The following is a 23,319-nucleotide window of genomic DNA, read 5'->3' as shown; positions in this document are numbered from 1 at the left end:
ATGGGTCCAGGAGGGTGTCTCGGAAGGGGCGGCCGGAACGATGCTCGGAACGGCCGTTCGGGACGTCGTTCCGGGAAGCCGGCCAGGAGGCGCCCAGGAGGCGGCTCCGTTGATCGTGCGGAAGGTCGTTCCGGACCGCTCAGGAGGGGAACGGGCCTATGCGGTAAAGGACTTCGGGCAGATGCTTTCCCTCGGGGAACAGGTCGTCCGCGAAGAGCACTTCCCGCTCCAGGGGGACCGCGCTGCGCCGCGCGTACGAGGTGAACAGCCGGTCCGACGCCGTGTTGTCCGGGGTGACGGTCGTCTCGACCGCGGACAGTCCGCTCGCTTCGGCGACCCGCGAGGTCAGCGCGTCCAGCAGTTCCCCGGCCAGTCCTGATCCGCGATGGGAGGGATCGACGGCCACCTGCCAGACGACAAGCGTTCCGGGACGGTCCGGCCGGAGGTAGCCCGTCACGAAGGCGACGGGTTCCCCGGACGCGTCGCGGGCGACCACGGAGGTGGCGGCGAAGTCACGGCACCACAGCAGGTAGCTGTACGAGGAGTTGAGGTCCAGGACCTCGGAGTCGCGGGCGATGCGCCAGATCGCGGCCCCGTCCTCCACTCGTGGGGTGTCGATGGTGAGGAATTCACTTCGGGCATGTGCACAATCTGCTGGTGCGGCGGTCATGCAAATTGAATTTACCCAGCAAATTTCCAAATTGCATCGACGTGAGGGGTTGGGTGGAGGGATTCCCTGTGCTATCACGCGGGCGCGCACACCGGCGCGATCGGCCCGCACTTTCGTCTGTTTTGTATGCCTTTTATCCGGCATAACGGTCGCGATGTGGAGTCGGTCACAAGGCTGTAACTCTCGGACGACGCAGCCGAATTGTGAGATCGGGGGCCGGAAGGGATGGCTTGAAACTCGGGTGTTTAGGCTTGGGGAAAGCGGGCAGAAGAATGCGGGGAGCTGCCCTGGATAAAGCAGCTCCCCGCATTTATGGAATACCGAATTGACGATGCTTGTTTATGCGCTCGGCCAGGTTTCCGAGACGGCCTTTCGGGCAGCTTCGAAGTCGACCCGCCGGCCCGCGTCGGCCAGCGCCGCCCCCAGAGCCGCGAGCGAGGACCGCACCGCGCCCCGCGTCGCGTCCACACCGTAGTGATTGACCCGGATCATGTCCTTGGACAGCGCACCCCCGCCCGCGATCAGCGGCAGCGAAGGATCGGTCGCCAGCGCCCGCGCGACCAGCTCCGCCGCGTCCGTCCCCTCGGGCGCGCGCAGCGTGGTCGCGACCGGCGCCGCGTCCTTCGCCTCGTGGACGTACGGCGACAGGCCACCGCCCAGTGCCAGGGCGCCCGCGCGCGTCGCCGCGGCGGCCGAGGCGTGCCGGGCCATCAGCGCGTCCAGGCCCTCGCTCTCGATCCGGTCCACGCACGCCTCCAGGGCCAGCATCTCCAGCTGGGCGGGGGCGTGCAGCAGCGTCCTGCGGCCGCCGTCGATCCAGCGGTCCTTCCAGTCCAGGAGCGAGAGGTACGAGCGGCGCGGGGCCCGCGGGTTGGCCGCCATCCGCTCCCAGGCGCGCTCGCTCACCGACACCGCCGACACCCCGGCGGGGCCGCCCATCGCCTTCTGCGCGCCGATGACGCACAGGTCGACGCCCCACGCGTCCGGCAGCAGCGGCTCGGCGCCCACCGAGGCGACGGCGTCCAGCATGAACAGCGCCCCGTGCGCGCGGACCGCCTCGCCGATCTCCGCGACCGGATTGGTGTTGCCGGTCGCCGCCTCCGCGTGGACCAGGGAGACGAAATCGATCTCCGGGTGCTCGTCCAGCGCCCGCGCGACCTGGTCGGCGGTGACCGCGGTGTGGAACGGGACCGCCAGGTCGACGACCTCGGCGCCGCAGTCCCGCAGCCAGTTCCCGAAGGTCTGCCCGTACGGACCGGTGACGACGTTCAGCGCGGTCGAACCGGGCCGGGCGCCGCCGCGGACGCAGCCTTCGAGCGGGAGCAGTGCCTCGCCCTGCATGATGACGACGTCCTGCTCGGTGGAGAGGAGGCCGGCCACCCGCTGCTCGATGGCCGCGAAGCGCGCGGCGGTGAGCGGGGCGAGGTCGAGGAACGGGTGCGTCACGGGGGTGCTCTCTTCGGATCGGGGGCCGTGCGCGGCGGTGCCGTGAACGGATGGGGCTACCGTCGAAGCGTACCGAGGGGCCTGGAAGGGACTCGTACAGTGCTGTTCATGAGTGATCGCAGAGCAGCGAGGGTGCTGCACGTGAAGGGGCGGGTGCTCGTCGGTCCCGACGAGATCCGGGACGAACTCTGGGCCGTCGACGGGCGGATCGCCTACGAGAGGCCGGCCGGCGCGGACGAGGCGGTGACCCTCACCGGCTGGGCGCTGCCGGGACTGGTCGACGCCCACTGCCACGTCGGGCTCGACCTCCACGGCGCCGTCGACGCCACGACCAGCGAGAAGCAGGCGGTGGACGAGCGGGAGGCGGGGGCGCTGCTGCTGCGGGACGCGGGCTCGCCCGCCGACACCCGGTGGATCGACGACCGCGAGGACCTGCCGAAGATCATCAGGGCCGGGCGGCACATCGCCAGGCCGCGCCGGTACACCCGGAACTACGCCCACGAGATCGAGCCGGAGGATCTCGTCGCCCATGTCGCGCAGGAGGCGCGTCGGGGTGACGGCTGGGTCAAGCTGGTCGGTGACTGGATCGACCGCGAGGTGGGCGACCTGACCTCCTGCTGGCCCCGTGAGGCGGTCGAGGCGGCCATCGCCGAGGCGCACCGGCTGGGCGCCCGGGTCACCGCGCACTGCTTCGCCGAGGATTCGCTGCGCGATCTCGTCGAGGCCGGGATCGACTGCATCGAGCACGCCACGGGGCTCACGGAGGAGACGATCCCGCTCTTCGCCGAGCGCGGTGTCGCGATCGTCCCCACCCTGGTCAACATCGCCACCTTCCCCAGGCTCGCGGAGGGCGGCGACGCCAAGTTCCCGCGCTGGTCGGCCCATATGCGGCGGCTGCACGAGCGGCGCTACGACACCGTGCGCGCCGCGTACGACGCCGGCATCCCGGTCTTCGTCGGCACCGACGCGGGCGGGGTGCTCGCCCACGGGCTGGTGGCGGACGAGGTCGCCGAACTCGTGAAGGCGGGCATCCCGCCCCTGGAGGCGTTGTCCGCGACCACCTGGGGTGCCCGCGCGTGGCTCGGGCGGCCGGCCCTGGAGGAGGGCGCTCCCGCGGACCTGGTGGTGTACGACGAGGACCCGAGGGCGGACGTGCGGGTGCTGGCGGCGCCGCGACGCGTCGTGCTGAACGGGCGTGTGATCGGCTGATCGCGGTGGGGCGCGCGGCGTTGACGGACGGTGACCGGCCGTGCGTGGTCTCGTTGAGCACTTCTGCGTGCGCCCCTCAGCGGTCGACTTTTCGGCCATGTCCATGCGGTGGAACGGGTGAACCGGAGGAACAGGCGTACCGAGATATTCGAATAGAGACACGGAAACCCCCCTTTAGGGTGAACTCACGCCAGGCGTCTGTCGGTTCACCCTCCGTGCGCAAAGCTGTCGGGGTCGAGGTCACCGGTGCCCGTGATGTCCCCCATTGGGCGGCGCCGGTGGCTCCATGTCTCTTGTGGGGGTTCCACCATCTTGAACAGCAATACCTTCCGCCTGGCCGCCCTGGCGGTCGCCGCCGCTCCGGTCGCCTTGCTGGCCGCCTTCCCGGCGCAGGCCGCCGACGCGACCACCGCGACCGACGGCGACGGGAAGGCGAGCGCGGTCGTGCTCCGCACCGCGCTCGACGTCTCGCTCCTGAACAAGGCGGTCGAAGTACCGCTCAAGGCATCGCTCAACGAGGTGCACGCACCGGCCGACGCCAAGGAGACCGCGCTCAGCGTGCGTCTCGACGGGGTGGAGGGCGGTCGGCCGGTCAATGTGCTCAGCGCCGACGTGGCCACCGCGGACGCGACCGTGGACAAGCGGCGGGCCGAGGGCTACAGCAATGTGGTGAAGGCCCGGGTCCATCTGCCGGGACTGCCGGCGCTCGCGCTGATCGAGGTCGAGAAGGTCACGTCCAAGGCGGTCTGCGAGGTGGGCCGCAAGCCGGTCGCCGAGTCGAACGTGCTGGGCCATGTGACGGTCCTGGGCCAGCGGATCGACCTCTCCGCGGGTGGGACCACGCGCATCGAGGTACCGGCGGTGGGCGAGGTCACTCTCGACCTGTCGAAGAAGAGCACCACCTCGCGCACCGCGGCGGCGACCGCCCTGCAACTGAAGGTCTCCGTCAACCCGCTCAAGCTGAACGTCGCCGATGTGCAGGGCGAGGTCACCCTGGTCCAGGCGACCTGCGAGACCCCGAAGGACGACGGAACGGGCGGCGGAAGCGACGGCGGCGCGAGCAACGGCGGTACGAGCGGAGGTGGTTCCAGCAGCGGATCGAGTAACGGCGGTGCGAGCAACGGCGGTGCGAACGGCGGTGGTTCCAGCAGCGGGTCGAGCAACGGCGGTTCCGGGAACGGCGGTGCAGACAGCGGCGGTACGAGCGGCGGGGGCTCCGGCAACGGCGGGGCCTCCGGCAACGGGGGCGGCAGCGCCGGTTCCACGGGCGGGGGCGATGTGAAGCCCCAGACCGGCACCGGCGAGGCCCCGGACGGCTCCAACCTCGCGGAGACCGGAAGCAGTTCCACGACGCCGTACATCGCGGGCGGCGCCGCCGCACTGCTCGCGGCGGGCGCCGGAGCGACGGTCCTGGCCAGGCGCCGCGCCCGCGGCTGAAAGCGCCCGCGGGGGCAGTGAACCCGCGGCCGGACACATTCACGGCGGGGCGCGCCCGGTGCGCCCCGCCACGGTCCCGGGGCCGCGGTCCCACCGGCCCCGGGACCCGCGCGGGACGGGAGCGGGCGGCCTTTGGCCGGGAAGCGGGGCTTCCCGCCCCCGTCCCGTCGACGTACGAACGCGCGCACCAGGCATCGCGCGGCAGAAGGCGGCCGACGGGGCCCGAGCCCCATCGGCCGCCGCGGTGCTGATCAGTGGCGGGCGGGCGTCAGCGACTGCAGGGCCTGGTCGAGCGACTGGAGGAAGCGGTTGGTGGTCGCACGCCCGCGCACCGCCAGCCGCAGCCACTGCGGCCCGAGACCCGGGAACGTGTCTCCACGCCGCGCCGCGAACCCCAGCACCCGCAGGCGCTCCCGCACCTCCGCGGCCCGCTCCAGCCGGACCAGCACGAACGGGCCCTCGGCCGGTTCCGCCACCTCCACCTCGGTGAACTCCCGCAGCCCCGCCACCAGATGGGCCCGGTCCACCGCGATCCGCTCCGCCGCGGCGGCGGCCTCGGCCAGGGCGCGCGGCTCCATGCACGCCTCGGCCGCGGCCAGCGCCGGGGACGACACCGGCCACAGCGGCTGCGCCGCCTCCAGCACACGGATCGTCTCCGGGGCCGCCAGCACATAGCCGATCCTGAGGCCCGCGAGCCCCCACGTCTTGGTGAGGCTGCGCAGCACCACCAGGCCCGGCACGTCCGTCCGCCCGCACAGCGCCTCGCGCTCGCCCGGCACCGCGTCCATGAACGCCTCGTCGACCACCAACGTCCGCCCGGGACGGGCCAGTTCCTCCAGGACGGCCGCCGGGTGCAGGACCGACGTGGGATTGGTCGGATTGCCGACCACCACCAGATCCGCGTCCATGGGGACGGCCTTCGGATCCAGCCGGAAACCGTCCCCCGCCCGCAGCAGCACCCGCCGCACTTCGTGCCCGGCCGCGCGCAACGCCGCCTCGGGCTCCGTGAACTGAGGATGGACCACGACCGGGCGGCGGGCCGGCAACGCGCGTGCGAGCAGCACGAACGCCTCCGCCGCGCCCGCCGTCAGCAGAACCCGCTCGACGGGCAGTCCGTGCCGGGACGCGACCGCCTCCCGCGCCGGACGCCCGTCCGGGTAGTCGGCGAGCGACCCCAGGGCATGGGCGATCCGCTCCCTCAGCCAGGCCGGGGGAGTGTCCGCCCGTACGTTGACGGCGAGATCGGTCAGATCCCGTCCCCGTCCCCGTACCTCCGCGTCACCGTGATGCCGCAGATCGTACGTGCCCGCGCCGGTCGCGTCGGGACTTTCAGTGGGAGTGTGCATGACCGCCGTGGTGGTGGTGATGGTGGCCGTCGTCATCGGGGTGGAAGTGCGGCTGCTGTGGCAGCCCCACCTTGTCCTCGAAGCCTGGCAGCGCGATTCGGTACACGCATGAGTCGCAGTTCATCCGCAGATCGCCCTTGACCGCCTCCCCGTAGCGCTCCATGACCAGGTCGTACAACTCCTCGGCCGCACCGATGACCTCGGCGTGGCGGACGTCCTGCTCCGGATGGGCGGCAGCCCACTCCTCGGCCTGATGCCGGACCCGGTCCGGCAGGACACCCGTGAAGAGGAAGTACGGCAGAACGACTATGCGCCGGGCACCCAGCTTCACGCAACGGTCGAGACCCGACGGCACGTCCGGCGCGGCGAGCGAGACGAACGCCGTCTCCACCCCCGCGTACCCCCGGCCCTCCCAGAACAGCCGTGCAGCCTTGAACACCTCGGCGTTGGCATCCGGGTCAGTGGAACCGCGCCCCACCAGCAGCACCGTCACCTCCGAGCGGTCGGTGTCGCCCAGCACCTCGTCCACCCGGCGCTCCAGCACCTTCAGCAGCGCCGGGTGCGGGCCGAGCGGACGGCCGTAGCTGTACGAGATGCCCGGGTGGCGCTCCTTCTCGCGGGCCAGCGCCGCCGGGATGTCCCCCTTGGCGTGCCCGGCCGACACCAGCATCAGCGGCACGGCGGCGAACCGCCGGACCCCGCGCTCCACCAGCTCGGTCACGGCTTCGCCGAGCGGCGGCGGGGACAGCTCGATGAAGCCGCCCGCCACGGGCAGATCGGGGTGGCGGCGGCCCAACTCGGCCACGAAGTCGCGGAAGGCGGTTGCTCCGCCGTCGTCCCGGGTGCCGTGACCGGCGACGAGCAGGGCGGGCGGGGCGGACGGGGTGGCCTGGGCGGTCACTGGTTCTCCTGGGTGTTCGTGGGGGACGGGGGGTGGTACAGCAGGGCGTTGAGCGCGGCCGACGCGACGGCCGAACCGCCCTTCTCGGACACGTTGCTCACGGCGGGCAGGCCGCTCTCGCGCAGCGCGGCCTTCGACTCGGTCGCGCCGACGAAGCCGACCGGCAGCCCGATGACGAGGGCGGGCGCGGCATCGAGGACGAGCAGTTCCTCCAGCGCGGTGGGTGCGTTGCCGATCACCCAGATCGCGCCGGGCCCGACCCGCTCGTACGCGAGCCGGACCGCATGGGCCGAACGCGTCAGCCCCGGGCCGGATCTGGCCTCCTTGAGACGGCACACGGTCTCGCGCCGGGTGATCCCGGCCGCGACCATCTCCACGTCGGTGACCACCGGCACCCCGGCGTGCAGCGCCGCGTGCGCGGCGGTCAGCGACGCCTCGTCGCAGACCAGGTCCGTCGCGTACGCCAGGTCCGCCGAGGAGTGGATGACCCGCTCCACGACCGCCCGGGTCAGGGGCGGGAAGTGCGAGGTGTCGAGGCGGGCGCGGAGCCTGCGGTAGGACTCCTGCTCGATGGGATGGACGGCCCGTTCCCAGGGGCGGTCCATCGTGCCGGGGTGGTCCGCCGCGCGCGGGTGGCGCGTCTCGCCGGGGCGGTTCACCGCGCGCCTCCCCGGGGTGCGGAGGCCGACTGCCAGCGGTAGCCGCGGGGTGTGACCATGCGGCCCGCGATCTCCCGGGTGGCGGTGTTGCCGACGGTCACGACCGTCATCATGTCCACCGTCGCCGGGTCCAGGGCCGCGAGGGAGGTCACCCGGCTGCTCCCGTCCGGGCGGGAGGCGTTGCGCACCACACCGACCGGGGTGGCCGGATCGCGGTGCTCCGCCAGGATCGACAGCGCCTGGGGGAGCTGCCAGTCGCGGCCCCGGCTGCGCGGGTTGTAGAACGTCACGACGAGGTCGGACTCGGCCGCGGCCCGCACCCGGCGCTCGATGACCTCCCAGGGCGTGTGCAGGTCGGAGAGGCTGATCGACACATGGTCGTGGCCCAGCGGGGCACCCAGGAGCGCGGCGGCGGCCAGCGCGGCCGTCACCCCCGGCACGCCGACGACGTCGATGTCGGCACCGGCCTCGGCGAGCGCGGGCGACGCCATCGCGTACACGCCCGTGTCACCACTGCCGATCAGGGCCACCGCGCGGCCCGTGCGCGCCTCGGCGACCGCGGTGCGGGCCCGCTCCTCCTCGGCGCCCAGCCCCGACTCCAGGACCGTGGTGCCGGGCCGCAGCAGATCCCTGATCTGATCCACGTACTGGTCGAGACCGACCAGCACCGAGGCCCTTCGCAGCTCCTCCCGGGCCCGGGGCGTCAGCAGGTCGCGCGCACCCGGCCCGAGACCGACCACGGCCAGCCGCCCGCGTGGGGTCCGGCGCACCACCGCGCACGTCGCCATCGCCGCCCGCCCCTCGGACCCCGGGGGCGGCGTCGACTTCCGCTTCGGTACGAGGAGTTCGCCCCCCTCCGCGAGCGCGGCGGCCTCCGCGACCGACGGAGTCCCGACGGCGGCGAGCGGCGCGCCGGACGGGTTGGGCACCTCGATCCGGGCCAGCGCCTCGGCCGCGTACGTCCGCAGCGGAACACCGAGCCGCGCGGCGGCGGCCACGATCCCCGGCTCGTGCGCCTTCGCGTCGACCGTCACCAGCTCGGCGACGCTCAGCGGCGAGAGCCCGGCCTCGCGCAGGGCGTCGTGGATCAGCCCGGTGATCTCGTCCACCGGCGCACCCGAGGACGCGCCGACCCCGACCGCGAGCGAGGCGGGCCGCACCACGGCCTCCCGCGCCCCGAACCCCACGGTCCGGTCGGTGACATGCAGCACGGCCGTATTCGCGGTCCCCCCGTCCGTGCCCGACGCCGCGCCCGGGGCGTGCGCGTCCTTCACGTCCTGCGCGCCGGGGGCCACGTTCGGCGGCAGCGCGGGCAGCGGCCACACCGCGTCGGCCCGCAGCTCCACCGGTGCCCCGTCGAGCATCGCCCGCGACACCCCGGCCACATCGCCCTCCACCGGAAGGCCCAGCATGTCCAGGCCCGGCAGCCCGGTCGCGTCGGTCGCGGTCGTCACGACCGGGGCCGCGCCCAGCACCTCGCCGACCGCCTCGGCCAGCGCGTTCGCCCCGCCGGCGTGCCCGCCGAGCAGCGCCACCGCATGGCGGCCCGCCTCGTCGACGCAGACGACGCCGGGGTCCGCGGACTTGTCCGACAGCAGGGGCGCGAGCAGCCGCACCACGGCCCCCGTCGCCAGGAAACAGACCAACTGCTCGCACTCGGCGAACGCCCGGTGCACGGCCTCGCGCACCGGCCCCTCGTAGACCCTGGCCCGGCCGGGCCAGGCCGCGGCCAGCCGGTCGCGGGCGGCGGCACCCGCCGCCGTCGCGGAAATCAGGCCGATCACTGGATCGCTCCTTCACTTGCGCGGGCACGCGGAGAGGCCACACCCGCACGTCCGCTCGTCAGGGCCGAGGGGCGGCTGCCCCACAGCAGAAAGACCGGGTTGGTCGCGGCGAGCCGCGTCACCCCGCCCGGCAGCGGCGCCAGCCGGGAGGACTGCAGCAGCACGCCCTCGGGCTCCAGCCCGGCCCCGGCCAACGCCGCACGCACCTGCGGCACCCGGTCCAGGGCGGCCAGCGCCACCACGACCGTGCGTCGCGCACGCCGGGCGCACGCCGCCACGACAGCGGGCAGTTCGCGCCCGCCGCCACCGACGAACACCGCGTCCGGATCGGCCAGTCCGTCGAGCGCCGCCGGGGCCGGGCCGTGCACCACGTCGACGTACACCCCGTGTGCCGACGCGTTCGCCCGGATCCGGGCGACCCCGTCCGCGGCCTTCTCCACGGCGACGGCCGCCGCGCCGAGCCGCGCGCACTCCACCGCCACCGAACCCGATCCGGCGCCGACGTCCCACACCAGGTCACCGGTGCGCGGGCCCAGCCGGGCCAGCGCCAGGGCCCGCACCTCGAACTTGGTGATCATCGAGTCGCGGTGCTCGAACTCCGCCTCCTCCAGCGCCCACCGGTCCGGCCCCGCCGGCGCCCCCGCCAGGGTCCGCGCCGAGGGCGACAGCGTCCGGGCCCCGTCCAGGCACAGCACCACGCTCACCGGATCCGGCCAGTCGCGGACCAGCGCCTCGGCCGGGGTGAGGCGTTCGACGCGCTCCCGTTCCGGATCGCCGAGCGCCGTCGCCACGACCAGCGTGCGCCCCCCGGCCCCGTGGACCAGCCCGGCCGCCAGCTCCGCCGGTCCGGCGTCGGGCCCGGTCAGCACGGCCACCTTCGGATGCGCCAGACAGGCGTTCACCGCGGTCCGCGGGTCACGGCCGTGCGCGCTGACCACGACCGCGTCGTCCCACGTCAGCCCGAGCCGGGCGAACGCGACCGCGACGGACGGCGCGCCCGGCCGCACATCGAGCGCCGCCGGCCCGAACCGCTCCGCGAGCGCCCGGACGATCCCGAAGAACCCCGGGTCGCCGGAGGCCAGCACGACCACCCGCGCCCCGCCCCGGGCCAGATGCTCCGCGACCCGGTCGAGCGCGGGCGCCAGCGGGCCGAGCACGATCCGTTCGGCCCGTCCGTCGCCCTGCTCGGTGCGTCCGATGCGCGCGTTCCGCGCTGCCCGGGATGCCTGTGCAGCCCCTTCTGTCTCCGTGGCCGGTGCGGTCCGTTCAGTGCCACCGGTCTGTGCCGACCGCGCCGCGTACGCGGCACCTGCCGTCTCCGCGGCCGGGTGAGCGGCCTCCAGATGGCGCCGGGCGCCGACCACCAGCGTGGCGGCAGCCAGCGCCTCCCGGGCTTCGGGGCCGAGCGGTGCGCCCGTCCCCGTGCCGAAGACCCGGATCGGCGCGGCGCCGGTGACGTGGGCGCCGCTCACGAGCCGGACCGCTGGGCGCGCAGCTCGGCCCGCGCCGCCTTGTCGGCCTTGCGGTAGCCGTGGAAGTGCCCCGGGTGGTAGAGGTGCGAACGCGTCCCCGAGGCCGACAGCGCCGGGCCGACGAGGAAGAGGGTGTGCTTCCAGAGCTTGTGCTCCTTGACCGTCTCCTCCAGGGTCCCGACCGTGCAGCGCAGGACCAGCTCCTCCGGCCAGGTCGCCTGGTACGCGATCACGACCGGCGTCGACGTCGGATAGCCGCCCTCCAGCAGCTCCTGGGTGAGCTGGCCGGAGCGGGCCGCCGACAGGAACACCGCCATCGTGGTGCCGTGCCGCGCGAACTCCCGTACCTCCTCGCCCGGCGGCATCGGCGTCTTGCCGCCGCCGAGCCGGGTCAGGACCACGGACTGCGCGACCTCCGGGATCGTCAGCTCCCGCCGCGCGATGGCCGCGACCGCCGAGAACGACGACACCCCCGGCACGATCTCGACCGCCACGCCCAGTGCGGCGCACTGGTCGATCTGCTCCTGGGTGCCGCCCCACAGCGACGGGTCGCCGGAGTGGATGCGGGCCACCTTCAGCCCCTCGACGGCGGCACGTTCGTACACGGCGACCACCTGCTCCAGCGACATCTGCGCCGAGTCGAGGATCTCCGCGCCCTCCCGGGCGTGCTCCAGGACCTCCGCCTGCACCAGGCTCGCCGCCCAGATGACGACATCGGCGTCCGCGATGGCCCGCGCCGCCCGGAAGGTCAGCAGATCGGCGGCGCCGGGCCCGGCACCGACGAACGTCACCCGGCCTCGGGCGGGCGCCTCGGCCGTGCCCGTCGCGTGAACCGTTCCGGCCGCATCGGCCGGTTCGACTTCTTCGGCCGCGTCGACTGCTTCGGACATGGGACGGGATCCTTTCGCCAAGGGGGCATACAGGGCATGCGTGGTGGAGGGAAAAACGAGGAGGACCGGGAGAAGAAGCGGGTACGGGCGCGCGGCGGGCGCCCCGGGATGCGCCTCACGGTGTCGATCCGTCAGTGCCGCTCCCGGCAAGGTCTGCCGGGTAGCCCGCGGCGGAGGAGAACCCGCCGGAGACGCACCACGCGCACCCGGCCCGCTCCAGCCCGCCCGTGCACGGTGGCCGGGGCTGGCTTCACCCGGTCGGGGGTGGGCGTCGTGGACCGACCACCGCACCGCACCCGGGGCGCGTCACAACTTGCCGCCGCGCCCGCCGTCGCGCGGCGCGGGCGCGATCAACGTCGACAGATACGGCAACGGCCCCTCGTCCAGGTCCGCCGCGGGCCGGATCGACTCCTCGGGCAGCCCGAGCGCCGAACCCCACACCGCGTCCTCGACCCGGCCGGTCTCCCGCAGTGCGGCGGCCACTTCCGCGGCCAGCCGGCCGAACTTGTAGGCGACAACCGTCCCCGGACCTTCCAGGGCCCGCTTCAGCACCGCCGCGCCCGCCGTCACCGGCACCAGCGTCAACGGCTCGGTGCCCTCCGTCAGCACCGCGCCGCCACGGGCGGCCAGGTCCTGCATGGCCGTGATCCCGGGCACCGTCTCCACCGCCGTCCCCGGCAGCAGGGCACCGATCGTCTGAGCGAGATACGTGAACGTCGAGTACACATTGGGGTCGCCGATCGTCGCGAACGCCACGGAGCCGTGCGTGCGCAGCAGCTCCGCGACCCGCTCACCGGCCGCGTCCCACGCCGCCTCCCGGCGCGCCCGGTCGCTGCGCTCGTTGAGCGCGAACACCACACGCACGACCTTGTCCGACGCCACGTAGTGCAGCACGGTGGCCTCGGCCCGCCCCCGCTCACCGGTGTCCATCACCGGTACGACGACCACCGAGGCGTCCCGCAGCGCGTTCACGCCCTTGACAGTCACCAGCTCCGGGTCACCGGGCCCGACGCCGACGCCGATCAGCCTGCTTGCGCCCTGACCGTGGTTCATCCCTCGCACCTCTCAACGAATCGTCGGGCCGCAGCGGGCACGGAGGCCCAGTGCGTATGCAGATAGCTCGCGTGCACGCCCCGCCGTACGAACCCCTCCACGCGCCGCTCCGGCTGGTGCAGGCCCCACGCCGGCCGCGTCCCCGCGCCCGGTTCCAGGACCGTGCGGTGGAACTCGTGCCCGCGCATCCGCGTCCCGGACACCGCCAGCACGCTGTCGGAGACCGCCACCGCGTCCCGGTAGCCCAGCGTCAGCCGCTCGGACATCCGCGCCTCGGCCTCCAGGACCCCGCACATCGGCAGCCCGTCCAGCGCACGCGCCAGATACAGCAGCCCCGCGCACTCGGCGGCCACCGGAGCACCGGCCTGCGCCAGCGTGGCGACGGCCCCGCGCAGCGCCGCGTTGGCGGACAGCTCCGAGGCGTACATCTCCGGGAAGCCCCCGCCGACCACCAGCCCCCGTGTGCCCTCGGGCAGCGCCTCGTCCCGCAGCGGATCGAACGGCACCACCTCGGCCCCGGCGGCGGCGAGCAGTTCGCCGTGCTCGGCGTACGAGAACGTGAACGCGGCCCCGGCCGCCACCGCGACCCTCCGCGCACCCGATACGGGCCGGGCGACCGGCCCGCCGCACGCCTCCAGCGCCACCGCCGGGTCCCACGCCTCGCCCGGCACCCCGGGCGCGGACCGGGCCAGCGCCCACAACGCGTCCAGGTCGCAGCCCGCCCGCACCCGGTCCGCCATCGCCGCGACCGCGTCCAGCGCGTCGCGCCGCCGCTCGGCCACCGGCACCAGCCCCAGATGCCGCGACGGCACCGCCACTGGCTCCGACCGCCGCAGCACCCCCAGCACCGGCACGCCCGACTCGTCCAGCGCCTCCCGCAGCAGCGCCTCGTGGCGGGGCGAACCCACCTTGTTGAGGACCACCCCACCGATCCGCACCTCCGGATCCCAGGAGGCGAAGCCGTGCACCAGCGCGGCCACCGACCGTGACTGCGACGAGGCGTCGACGACCAGCACCACCGGCGCCCGCAGCAGCTTCGCGACGTGCGCGGTCGACGCCAGCTCACCCATCCCGGCGGCCCCGTCGTACAGCCCCATCACCCCTTCGACGACCGCCAGGTCGCAGCCGTGCGCCCCGTGCGCGAACAGCGGCGCGACCAGCTCCGGGCCGCACAGGTACGCGTCGAGGTTGCGGCCCGGCCGCCCCGTGGCCAGGGCGTGGTAGCCGGGGTCGATGTAGTCGGGCCCCACCTTGTGCGGGGACACGGCCAGACCCCGGCCCGCGAAGGCCGCCATCAGCCCCGTGGCCACGGTCGTCTTGCCGCTCCCCGACGCGGGAGCGGCGATCACCAGACGCGGAACGTTCACCAGGGCCCACTCACCGCTCGGCCGCCGCGCGTCGGCCGTTCGAGCGCCGCGCGTTCACCATTCGATGCCCCGCTGACCCTTCTGGCCGGCGTCCATCGGGTGCTTGACCTTCGACATGTCGGTCACCAGATCGGCGGCGTCCACCAGCTCCTGCGGCGCGTTGCGGCCGGTCACGACCACGTGCTGGGTACCGGGACGGCTCCGCAGCACCTCGACCACCTCGGCGGTGTCGACCCAGCCCCAGTGCATCGGGTACGCGAACTCGTCGAGCACGTACAGCCGGTACGTCTCGGCGGCCAGATCCCGCTTGACCTGCTCCCAGCCCTCGCGGGCCGCCTCCTCGTTGCTCAGCTGCCGGTCGCGCTGCACCCACGACCAGCCCTCGCCCATCTTGTGCCAGTCGACGGTGCCGCCCTGGCCGCTCGCACCGAGCACCTTCAGCGCGTTCTCCTCGCCGACCTTCCACTTCGCCGACTTGACGAACTGGAAGACGCCGATCGGCCAGCCCTGATTCCAGGCGCGCAGCGCCAGCCCGAAGGCCGCCGTCGACTTCCCCTTCCCGATGCCGGTGTGCACCACCAGCAGCGGACGATTGCGGCGCTGACGGGTGGTGAGCCCGTCGTCCGGCACGCTGACCGGCTGTCCCTTCGGCATCACGCCGCCCTCCTGTCGGTTCCACGGATGTCCTTGACCAGGCCCGTGATCGAGTCGGCCCGCAGTTCGTCGAGGGTGACGGCGACGGACCCGAGATCACGGGCCAGATCCGCCGCGAGCCCGAGCCGCACCGGCCCCGACTCGCAGTCCACGACGACGGAGGCGGTGCCCTCCGCCGCGTGCAGCCGGGCCGCCCGCGAGGCCAGCGCCACCGGCTCCGGCCCGCCGGTCGCCCGGCCGTCGGTCACCACGACCAGCAGCGGACGCCGCGACGGATCGCGCAGCCGCTCCACGCGCAGCACCTCATGGGCCTTCAGCAGTCCGGCCGCCACGGGGGTGCGCCCACCGGTCGGCAGCGCCTCCAGCCGCACCGCCGCCGCGTCCACCGACGAGGTCGGCGGCAGCGCCACCTCGGCGTCCCGGCCCCGGAAGGTGACCAGCCCGACCTTGTCCCGCCGCTGGTACGCGTCCAGCAGCAGCGACAACACCGCGCCCTTCACGGCGCCCATCCGCTGCCGGGCGGCCATCGACCCGGAGGCGTCCACCACGAACAGCACCAGGTTGCCCTCGCGCCCCTCGCGGGTGGCCTGCCGCAGATCGTCCCGCCGCACCACCAGCCCCGGCCCCGACCGCCCGCGCGCCCGCTGGTGCGGGGCCGCTGCCTGTACCGTCGCCGCCAGATGCAGCTTGGTCAGGGCGCCGTGCGGGCGTCGCGCCCCGGTGGTGCGCCCGTGCTCGGTGCGCGCCCGGGAGCGCCGCCCCGCAGCGCCCTCGCCCAGCCCCGGCACACTCAGCGCCTTCGCTCGGAACGGCTCGGCGGCCCGTGCCGGCTGCTGCTCACCGCCGCCGGGCGACCGCCCCTGCTCCTGTTCAGCGCCCGCCTGCTCGGGAACGGACGGCTCGGACGTGTCCCCGGCCTCCCCTTCGGGGCGCGGCGGCGTGTCCGGGCCGTCGCCCCGCGGGGGCCGTCCGCCGCCGTCGGGGCCGTCCGGGTCCGGGTCGTCGTCCTCGCCGCCGTGCTGCTCCAGCGCCTCGTCGAGCCGGTCCTCGTCCAGTCCCGGCGCGTCGAACGGATTGCGCCTGCGGCGGTGCGGGAGGGCGAGCAGCGCGGCCTGCCGCACGTCCTCGGCCAGTACGTCCGTACGCCCCGCCCAGGCGGCCAGCGCGGTGGCGGTCCGCGCCATCACGATGTCCGCGCGCATCCCGTCCACCTCGAACGCGGCGCAGGTCGCCGCGATCTGCCGCAAGGCCCCGTCCCCGAGCCGCACCCCGGGAAGCAGGGCCCGCGCGGCGGCGATCCTCGCCCGCAGCGCGCCCTCCTCACCGGCCCATTCGGCGGCGAAGGCGGCGGGATCCGCGTCGTAGGCCAGGCGTCGGCGCACCACCTCCACCCGCTGGTCGGTGTCCCGGGACGCGGCGACCTCGACGGTCAGCCCGAACCGGTCCAGCAACTGCGGCCGCAGCTCGCCCTCTTCGGGGTTCATGGTGCCGACCAGCAGGAACCGCGCGGCGTGCCGGACCGAGACGCCCTCGCGCTCCACGTACGAGGCACCCATGGCCGCCGCGTCCAGCAGCAGGTCCACGAGATGGTCGTGGAGCAGATTGACCTCGTCGACGTACAGGATGCCGCGATGGGCCTCGGCCAGCAGCCCCGGCTCGAACGCCTTCACGCCCTCGGAGAGCGCCCGCTCGATGTCGAGGGCGCCGACCAGCCGGTCCTCGGACGCGCCGACCGGCAGCTCCACGGTCCGCGCGGCCCGCTCCACACCGGACCCGGCCTCGTGCGGGCCGTCCGGGCACGCCGGGTCGGGCGACGCGGGGTCGCAGGAGAACCGGCAGCCGGGGACCACGTCGACCTCGGGCATCAGCGCGGCGAGCGCCCGCACGGCGGTGGACTTCGCGGTGCCCTTCTCACCGCGCACCAGCACACCGCCGACCGCGGGCGAGACCGCGTTGATGAGCAGCCCGAGCCGCAGATCGTCCTGCCCGACGAGGGCGGTGAAGGGGTACGGCGTGTTCACGATGCCTCCTTGGGCGAACGGTGTGATGTCACTGCTCCCGGGGCGGGGGAGGGAAGCCTCCGCGCGCTCACTCGTCGCCCTCCAGATCGCCTTCGAGCTCCAGGTACGTGGCCCGCAGCCGCTCCAGCGTCGCCGCGTCCGGCTCCGCCCACAGCCCGCGCTCGGCCGCCTCCAGCAGACGCTCCGAAATCCCGCGCAGCGCCCAGGGGTTGGACTTCTTCATGAAGTCGCGGTTGGTCTCGTCGAAGACGTACTCGGCCGACAGCTTCTCGTACATCCAGTCGTCGACGACCCCGGCCGTGGCGTCGTACCCGAAGAGGTAGTCCACGGTCGCGGCCATCTCGAAGGCGCCCTTGTAGCCGTGGCGCCGCATCGCCGCCATCCACCGCGGGTTCACCACCCGCGCCCGGAACACCCGGTGCGTCTCCTCGCCCAGCGTCCGGGTGCGCACCTGGTCCGGCGTGGCGCTGTCCCCGACGTACGCCTCCGGCGACGCGCCGGTCAGATGCCGCACCATGGCGACCATGCCGCCGTGGTACTGGAAGTAGTCGTCGGCGTCCACCAGGTCGTGCTCGCGGGTGTCGACGTTCTTCGCCGCCACCGCGATCCGCCGGAACGCCGTCTCCATGTCGCCGCGCGCCGCCCGCCCGTCGAGCCCGCGCCCGTACGCGTAACCGCCCCACACCGCGTACACCTCGGCCAGATCCGCGTCCGAGCGCCAGTTCCGGGCGTCGATCAGCGGCAGCAGACCCGCCCCGTACGCCCCCGGCTTCGAGCCGAAGACCCGGGCCGTGGCCCGGCGGCGGTCGCCGTGGACCGCGGTGTCCTCGTCGGCGTGCGCCCGTACGTAGTTGGACTCGGCCGGCTCGTCCAGCTCCGCCACCGCCCGCACCGCGTCGTCGATCAGGCCCACCACGTGCGGGAACGCGTCCCGGAAGAACCCGGAGATGCGCACCGTCACATCGATGCGCGGGCGCCCCAGTTCGGCGAGCGGCACCACCTCGAACCCGGTGACCCGGCGCGAGGCGTCGTCCCACACCGGGCGGCAGCCCAGCAGCGCCAGGATCTCCGCGATGTCGTCGCCCTGCGTACGCATCGCCGAGGTGCCCCACACGGTCAGGCCCACCGACTTCGGGTACGCGCCCGTGTCGGCGAGATAGCGGGCGATCAGCGAGTCCGCCAGCGACTGGCCGACCTCCCAGCTCAGCCGGGAGGGGATCGCCTTCGGGTCCACCGAGTAGAAGTTCCGGCCCGTCGGCAGCACATTGACCAGCCCGCGCGTCGGCGAGCCGGACGGGCCCGCCGGGACGAACCCGCCGTGCAGCGCCCGCAGGATGTGGCCGATCTCGTCCGTGGTCCGGGCCAGTCGGGGCACCACCTCCTCGCACGCGAAACCCAGCACGGCCACCGCCTCGGGGAGTTCGGTGCCCAGCACCTCCCGCACCAGCCCGGCCGCGTCCGCCACGTCCCAGTCGCGCTCCTCCATGCCCTCCGCGAGGCGGCGGCACAGCTTCTCCAGCAGGTCGATGGCGTCCGCGCCGGAGCGCGCCGGTCCGTCGACCAGCTCGGTCAGCTCCGCGGGCACCTTCACCGGCGCACCCGGCTCGGCCAGCAACTCCCGTTCGCTCAGCCCGAAATGAGCGGCGATCGAGGCCCGTAGGCCCGGTAGCGCGTTCGCCGTGCCGCCCCACACCTGGGACGCGCGCAGCACCGCCAGCACCAGGTTGACCCGCGCCTCGCCGACCGGACCGCCGCCCAGGATGTGCAGGCCGTCCCGGATCTGGACGTCCTTGATCTCGCACAGGTAGCCGTCGATGTGCATGACGAACGAGTCGAACGCGTCGTCGTCCGGCTGCTCCTCGACATGCAGGTCGTGGTGGAGCTCGGCGGCCTTCACCAGCGTCCAGATCTGCGCCCGCACCGTCGGTGCCTTCGCCGGGTCGAGATCGCTGACCAGCGCGTACTCGTCGAGCAGTTGCTCCAGCTTGGCCAGGTCCCCATAGGTGTCGGCACGGGCCATCGGCGGCACCAGATGGTCCACCACCGTGGCGTGCCCGCGCCGCTTGGCCTGGGTGCCCTCGCCCGGGTCGTTGACGATGAACGGGTAGACCAGCGGCAGCTCGCCCAGCACCGCGTCCGGCCCGCAGCCCGCGGACAGGCCCAGGCCCTTGCCCGGCAGCCACTCCATCGTGCCGTGCTTGCCCATGTGGACGACCGCGTCCGCGCCGAACGAGTTCTCCAGCCAGCGGTACGTCGCCATGTAGTGGTGCGACGGCGGCATGTCCGGGTCGTGGTAGATCGCGATCGGGTTCTCCCCGAAACCGCGCGGCGGCTGGATCAGCACCACCACGTTCCCGAACCGGAGCGAGGCGAGGACGATCTCGTCGCCGTCCACGTACAGCGAGCCCGGCGGCTCGCCCCAGTGCTCCAGCATCGAGTCCCGCAGCTCCGGGTCCAGCTTGCCGAACCAGGCCCGGTAGTCGGCCAGCGGTACCCGCGCGGGGGCGGCGGCGAGCTGATCCTCGGTCAGCCACTCCACATCGTGCCCACCGGCCTCGATGAGCCGGTGGATCAGCTCGTCGCCGTTGTCCGGGTAGCCGTCGACCGCGTATCCGGCGCCGCGCAGGGCGTCCAGGACCCGCACCGCCGACGCGGGCGTGTCCAGCCCCACCGCGTTGCCGACCCGGGAGTGCTTGGTGGGGTAGGCGGTGAAGACCAGGGCGATCCGCTTCTCGGCGTTCGGCTTGTGCCGCAGCGCCGCGTGCCGCACCGCGATCCCGGCGACCCGCGCGGCCCGTTCCGGGTCGGCCCGGTACACCGGCACGTCGTCAGGACCCTGTTCCTTGAAGGAGAACGGCACCGTGATCAGTCGGCCGTCGAACTCGGGGATCGCCACCTGCATCGCCGCGTCCATGGGGGACAGCGCGGCGTCCGACGCCTCCCACGCGGCGCGCGTCGAGGTCAGGCACAGGCCCTGGAGCACCGGGACGTCCAGCTCCGCGAGCGCGCCGATGTCCCACGCCTCCTCGTCGCCCCCGGCGGAGGCGTCCGAGGCGCGCGTGCCGCCCGCCGCCAGGACGGTGGCGACCAGGGCGTCGGCCCGGCCCAGCAGCTCGTACAGACCGGCGTCCGCGCCGCGCAGCGAACCGCAGTACACCGGCAGGGCGTTGGCGCCGCGCGCCTCGATCGCGTCGCACAGCACATCCACGAACGAGGTGTTCCCGGACAGTTCGTGCGCCCGGTAGAACAGCACCCCGACGGTCGGGCGGCCCTCGGTGAACCCCCGGTCGCCGCGCACGCCCCACTCCGGCATCCGCTGCGGCTCGGCGAAGCCGTGACCGGTCAGCAGCACCGTGTCGGAGAGGAAGCGGGCCAGCTCCACGAGGTTGGCCGGACCGCCCTCCACCAGGTAGCGCAGCGACTCCGCGACGACCCCGGCGGGCACGGACGACTCCGCCATCAGCTCCGCGTCCGGCACCGCCTCACCGCCCAGCAGCACGGTCGGGACACCGGATGCCCTGAGCACGGCCAGGCCGTCCTCCCAGGCGCGCTTGCCGCCGAGCAGCCGGACGACGGCGACGGAGGAGCCCTCGATCAGCGCGGGCAACTCCTCGTGGACGTCGATGCGGGTGGGGTTGCCGATCCGGTAGGGCGCGCCGGAGGCGCGGGCGGCCAGCAGGTCCGTGTCGGCGGTCGACAGCAACAGCACGGTGCTCGTGGGGGCGTTCATACGCGTGCTCCAGGTGCTCCGGGGGCGATGAAGGGAAGTTCCGACGGCGCGCCCGACTCGATGAGCCGGAGCAGCGCGTCGGTGTCTGCGTGCTCTTCGATCAGGTCGCCGAGCCGGTCGAGCTGCTCCTCGCGCAGCTCGGCGAAACAGGTGTCGGGGGCGGGGACGAAGCGGCGCCCGGCGGCGCGGGCGACCTCGGCCAGGAAACGGCGGCGGAACGTGTCGCTCTCCAGCGAGCCGTGCCAGTGGGTGCCCCACACGGCGCCGGCCCGGCAGCCGTCCAGGGCGCGGCCCCGGCCGTCGGTGAAGAACGGCTCACCACCGCGCACGTCCGCGACGCCGTGGTGGATCTCGTACCCCTCGACCGGCGCGCCCAGCGCCTCCCCGACGGGCCGGGCGAGGGTCTTCTCGCGGTCGAACCGGACGCGCAGCGGCAGCAGTCCGAGCCCGTCGACGTGCCCGGCCCGGGATTCGACCTCGTCCTCGATGTGCTCGCCGAGCACCTGGTAGCCGCCGCAGATCCCGAGTACCGGCCGGCCCTCGGCGGCGCGCCGGGCCAGGGCGTCGGCGAGCCCGCGCTCGCGCAGCCAGGCGAGTGCCCCGACGGTGCCCCGGGTGCCCGGCACGACGACCAGATCGGCGTCGGTGAGCTCCTCGGCGCGGTCCACGAAGCGGACGACGACGCCCGGTTCGGCGGCCAGCGCGTCCACGTCGGTGAAGTTCGACATCAGCGGAACGGCACACACCGCGACGCGCAGCACGTCCTCGCCGTGCGGCGGGGCCACGGCCGACTCGCGTACGGCGCCGCGCAGCGAGACCCGCAGCCCGTCCTCCTCGTCGATGCCGAGACCGTGCGCGAAGGGCAGCACCCCGTACGTCGGGCGGCCGGTGACCTCGCGCAGCATCTCCAGCCCCGGCTCCAGCAGCGACACATCGCCGCGGAACTTGTTCACGAGATAGCCCGCGACCAGCGACTGGTCCTCGGCGGAGAGCAGCGCCGTCGTACCGAAGAACGAGGCGAAGACGCCGCCGCGGTCGATGTCGCCGACCACCACCACCGGGAAGCGCGCCGCTCGGGCGATGCCCATGTTCACGATGTCCGTGCGCCGCAGATTGATCTCGGCCGGGCTGCCCGCCCCTTCGCAGATCACCGCGTCGTACGTGCTCCGCAGCCGGTCCAGGCAGTCCACGACCGTGCCGAACAGCGCCTCCTGCCGTCCGCCGTGGTAGCCGCGCGCGCTCATCTCGCCCACCGGCCTGCCCATCAGGACGACCTGGCTGGAGCGGTCCCCGCCGGGCTTGAGCAGCACCGGGTTCATCAGCGCCGTCGGCTCCACCCGGGCGGCCGCCGCCTGCATGGCCTGGGCGCGGCCGATCTCGGCACCCTCACGGGTGACGTAGGAGTTCAGCGACATGTTCTGCGCCTTGAAGGGCGCCACCTTCACGCCCCGGCGCGCGAGCCAGCGGCAGATGCCCGCCGTGACGACGCTCTTGCCGGCGTCCGAGGTGGTTCCGGCGACCAGGAGTCCGCCGCTCATGTCCGTCTCCGTCCTGCGATCAGGCGTCCCGTGAACGCGAGCCGCGCGGCCCGTGCGCCCGCGGCCGACGCGACGGCGCTCCCCGTGCCCGCGGCCGACGCGACGGCGCTCGACGCGCCCGCGAGCCGCTCGCCCGCGACACGGCGCACCACGAGGCCCGCGCCCAGCCGTCCGGCCACGCACACGCCGAGGGCCAGCAGACCCACCCGGCGCGACAGCCGCACCGCGCGCTCGATGTCCGCGGTCTCCACCGCCCGGCCGTCCGCCCCGTTGAGGACGGGGCGGTGCTCGACCCGGCCGCCGTACGCCAGCGTGCCGCCCAGCCGCACGCCCAACGCGCCCGCGAACGACGCCTCCACCGGGCCCGCGTTGGGGCTCGGGTGCTTCGTGGCGTCGGCCCGCCACGCCCGCACGGCGTCGCGCGGACGGCCGCCGGCGGCCACCGCGAGCAGCGCGGTGAGCCGGGCGCCCGGCCAGCCCACGAGGTCGTCGAGGCGGGCGGAGGCCCAGCCGTAGCGGCGGTGGCGGAGCGACCTGTGGCCGACCATCGCGTCCAGGGTGTTGACCGCCCGGAAGCCGACGAGCCCGGGCACACCGGCCAGCGCCCCCCACACCAGGGCGCCGACCACGGCGTCCGAGGTGTTCTCGGCCACGGACTCCACCACGGCGCGGGCGATCTGCGGCCCGTCGAGGGAGTGCGGGTCGCGCCCGCACAGATGCGGCAGCCGTTCCCGGGCGAGCGCGACGTCCCGCGCCTCCAGGGCGCCGCCGATGGCCCGCGCCTCCCGTCCCAGCGACGTGCCACCGACCACGGACCAGGTGGCGGCCACGGTCAGCGCGATGGAGGCGGCGGGGTGACGCCGTACGGCACGGGAGAGCAGCGCCGCGCCCCCCGCGGCGCCTCCGGCGCAGACGAGGGTGTGCAGCGCGCCCCACCCGCGGTGGTCGCGCCACAGACGGCGCTCGACGGCCGCTGCGGCCCGCCCGAAGGCGGCGACCGGGTGCCCCCTGCGGGGGTCACCGAGCAGCAGATCGCCGATCAGACCGGCCGTGGCGCCGTACGCGAACACGCGATCGGCACGCATGGCTCAACCGGCCGCGGTGCCTCGAAGGACCTTCGTACGGGAGGCTCTCGGTGAGAG

At 74.2% G+C, this 23,319-nt stretch carries 16 protein-coding genes and 1 pseudogene; 2 read left to right on the top strand and 15 right to left on the bottom strand.

What is annotated here, in order from left to right; translation table 11 throughout:
- Positions 1-139 precede the first annotated feature (139 nt).
- Positions 140-670 (bottom strand): diaminobutyrate acetyltransferase, encoded by a 531-nt coding sequence (ectA, locus tag ACIHCL_RS00360; RefSeq protein ID WP_399855097.1) that lies wholly within the window; start codon positions 668-670, stop codon positions 140-142.
- Positions 671-1,009: 339 nt separating this feature from the next.
- Positions 1,010-2,116, bottom strand: coding sequence for a pyridoxal-phosphate-dependent aminotransferase family protein (locus ACIHCL_RS00355; protein WP_399855094.1), 1,107 nt, complete (start codon positions 2,114-2,116; stop codon positions 1,010-1,012).
- Between the two features lie 132 nt (positions 2,117-2,248).
- On the opposite strand from ACIHCL_RS00355, the gene ACIHCL_RS00350 reads away from it, so the two are divergent.
- Positions 2,249-3,325: an amidohydrolase family protein gene (locus ACIHCL_RS00350; RefSeq protein ID WP_399857053.1), complete on the top strand. Its 1,077-nt coding sequence runs from the start codon at positions 2,249-2,251 to the stop codon at positions 3,323-3,325.
- A 312-nt stretch (positions 3,326-3,637) separates the two neighbouring features.
- Positions 3,638-4,762: an SCO1860 family LAETG-anchored protein gene (locus tag ACIHCL_RS00345; RefSeq protein WP_399855091.1), complete on the top strand. Its 1,125-nt coding sequence runs from the start codon at positions 3,638-3,640 to the stop codon at positions 4,760-4,762.
- A gap of 251 nt (positions 4,763-5,013) precedes the next feature.
- Here ACIHCL_RS00345 and cobC read toward each other — a convergent pair.
- The 13 genes and pseudogenes from cobC to ACIHCL_RS00280 form a co-directional block, all read right to left on the bottom strand.
- Positions 5,014-6,159: pseudogene (gene cobC / locus ACIHCL_RS00340) on the bottom strand (Rv2231c family pyridoxal phosphate-dependent protein CobC); the annotation flags it as partial.
- Positions 6,092-7,009, bottom strand: coding sequence for a sirohydrochlorin chelatase (locus ACIHCL_RS00335; protein WP_399855088.1), 918 nt, complete (start codon positions 7,007-7,009; stop codon positions 6,092-6,094). The gene ACIHCL_RS00335 and the pseudogene cobC, both read right to left, overlap by 68 nt.
- On the bottom strand, positions 7,006-7,614 hold the full coding sequence (locus tag ACIHCL_RS00330) for a precorrin-8X methylmutase (protein WP_399857051.1): 609 nt from the start codon (positions 7,612-7,614) through the stop codon (positions 7,006-7,008). The genes ACIHCL_RS00335 and ACIHCL_RS00330 overlap by 4 nt, the downstream gene beginning before the upstream one ends.
- Before the next feature lie 50 nt (positions 7,615-7,664).
- Complete coding sequence (gene cobJ, locus ACIHCL_RS00325) at positions 7,665-9,452, bottom strand: precorrin-3B C(17)-methyltransferase (protein ID WP_399855085.1); 1,788 nt, start codon at positions 9,450-9,452, stop codon at positions 7,665-7,667.
- Positions 9,449-10,924, bottom strand: a complete 1,476-nt coding sequence (gene cbiE, locus ACIHCL_RS00320; RefSeq protein WP_399855083.1) for a precorrin-6y C5,15-methyltransferase (decarboxylating) subunit CbiE — start codon at positions 10,922-10,924, stop codon at positions 9,449-9,451. Before cbiE ends, cobJ begins: the two co-directional genes overlap by 4 nt.
- Entirely contained in the window at positions 10,921-11,814 is an 894-nt protein-coding gene (gene cobM / locus ACIHCL_RS00315; RefSeq protein ID WP_399855081.1) for a precorrin-4 C(11)-methyltransferase, read from the bottom strand. Before cobM ends, cbiE begins: the two co-directional genes overlap by 4 nt.
- Positions 11,815-12,120: 306 nt before the next feature.
- Entirely contained in the window at positions 12,121-12,867 is a 747-nt protein-coding gene (gene cobI / locus ACIHCL_RS00310) for a precorrin-2 C(20)-methyltransferase (RefSeq protein WP_399855078.1), read from the bottom strand.
- Positions 12,864-14,237, bottom strand: a complete 1,374-nt coding sequence (locus tag ACIHCL_RS00305) for a cobyrinate a,c-diamide synthase (RefSeq protein WP_399857050.1) — start codon at positions 14,235-14,237, stop codon at positions 12,864-12,866. Before ACIHCL_RS00305 ends, cobI begins: the two co-directional genes overlap by 4 nt.
- Before the next feature lie 51 nt (positions 14,238-14,288).
- Positions 14,289-14,888, bottom strand: a complete 600-nt coding sequence (gene cobO, locus ACIHCL_RS00300) for a cob(I)yrinic acid a,c-diamide adenosyltransferase (RefSeq protein ID WP_399855075.1) — start codon at positions 14,886-14,888, stop codon at positions 14,289-14,291.
- Positions 14,888-16,909, bottom strand: coding sequence for a putative cobaltochelatase (locus ACIHCL_RS00295; protein ID WP_399855072.1), 2,022 nt, complete (start codon positions 16,907-16,909; stop codon positions 14,888-14,890). The genes cobO and ACIHCL_RS00295 overlap by 1 nt, the downstream gene beginning before the upstream one ends.
- Before the next feature lie 67 nt (positions 16,910-16,976).
- Positions 16,977-20,639: a cobaltochelatase subunit CobN gene (gene cobN / locus ACIHCL_RS00290; protein WP_399855071.1), complete on the bottom strand. Its 3,663-nt coding sequence runs from the start codon at positions 20,637-20,639 to the stop codon at positions 16,977-16,979.
- The gene (locus tag ACIHCL_RS00285) at positions 20,636-22,177 is read right to left on the bottom strand and encodes a cobyric acid synthase (RefSeq protein ID WP_399855068.1); all 1,542 of its coding nucleotides are present in this window, start codon (positions 22,175-22,177) and stop codon (positions 20,636-20,638) included. The genes cobN and ACIHCL_RS00285 overlap by 4 nt, the downstream gene beginning before the upstream one ends.
- Positions 22,174-23,262 (bottom strand): cobalamin biosynthesis protein, encoded by a 1,089-nt coding sequence (locus tag ACIHCL_RS00280; protein ID WP_399855065.1) that lies wholly within the window; start codon positions 23,260-23,262, stop codon positions 22,174-22,176. The genes ACIHCL_RS00285 and ACIHCL_RS00280 overlap by 4 nt, the downstream gene beginning before the upstream one ends.
- Between the last annotated feature and the right edge of the window lie 57 nt (positions 23,263-23,319).

It is taken from the genome of Streptomyces sp. NPDC052042, from assembly GCF_044548345.1.
Classification (GTDB): Bacteria; Actinomycetota; Actinomycetes; order Streptomycetales; family Streptomycetaceae; genus Streptomyces.
Note: the sequence above shows the minus strand (reverse complement) of the source record. Positions and strands in the feature narration are given on the sequence as shown.

What these genes read in the sequence shown, in the direction of transcription:
- cobI (WP_399855078.1), bottom strand. Translation starts at nt 12,867, where the DNA reads ATGAACCACGGTCAGGGCGCAAGCAGGCTGATCGGCGTCGGCGTCGGG.
- ACIHCL_RS00285 (WP_399855068.1), bottom strand. Translation starts at nt 22,177, where the DNA reads ATGAGCGGCGGACTCCTGGTCGCCGGAACCACCTCGGACGCCGGCAAG.
- cobN (WP_399855071.1), bottom strand. Translation starts at nt 20,639, where the DNA reads ATGAACGCCCCCACGAGCACCGTGCTGTTGCTGTCGACCGCCGACACG.
- cobM (WP_399855081.1), bottom strand. Translation starts at nt 11,814, where the DNA reads ATGTCCGAAGCAGTCGACGCGGCCGAAGAAGTCGAACCGGCCGATGCG.
- ACIHCL_RS00330 (WP_399857051.1), bottom strand. Translation starts at nt 7,614, where the DNA reads ATGGACCGCCCCTGGGAACGGGCCGTCCATCCCATCGAGCAGGAGTCC.
- cobO (WP_399855075.1), bottom strand. Translation starts at nt 14,888, where the DNA reads ATGCCGAAGGGACAGCCGGTCAGCGTGCCGGACGACGGGCTCACCACC.
- ACIHCL_RS00280 (WP_399855065.1), bottom strand. Translation starts at nt 23,262, where the DNA reads ATGCGTGCCGATCGCGTGTTCGCGTACGGCGCCACGGCCGGTCTGATC.
- ectA (WP_399855097.1), bottom strand. Translation starts at nt 670, where the DNA reads ATGACCGCCGCACCAGCAGATTGTGCACATGCCCGAAGTGAATTCCTC.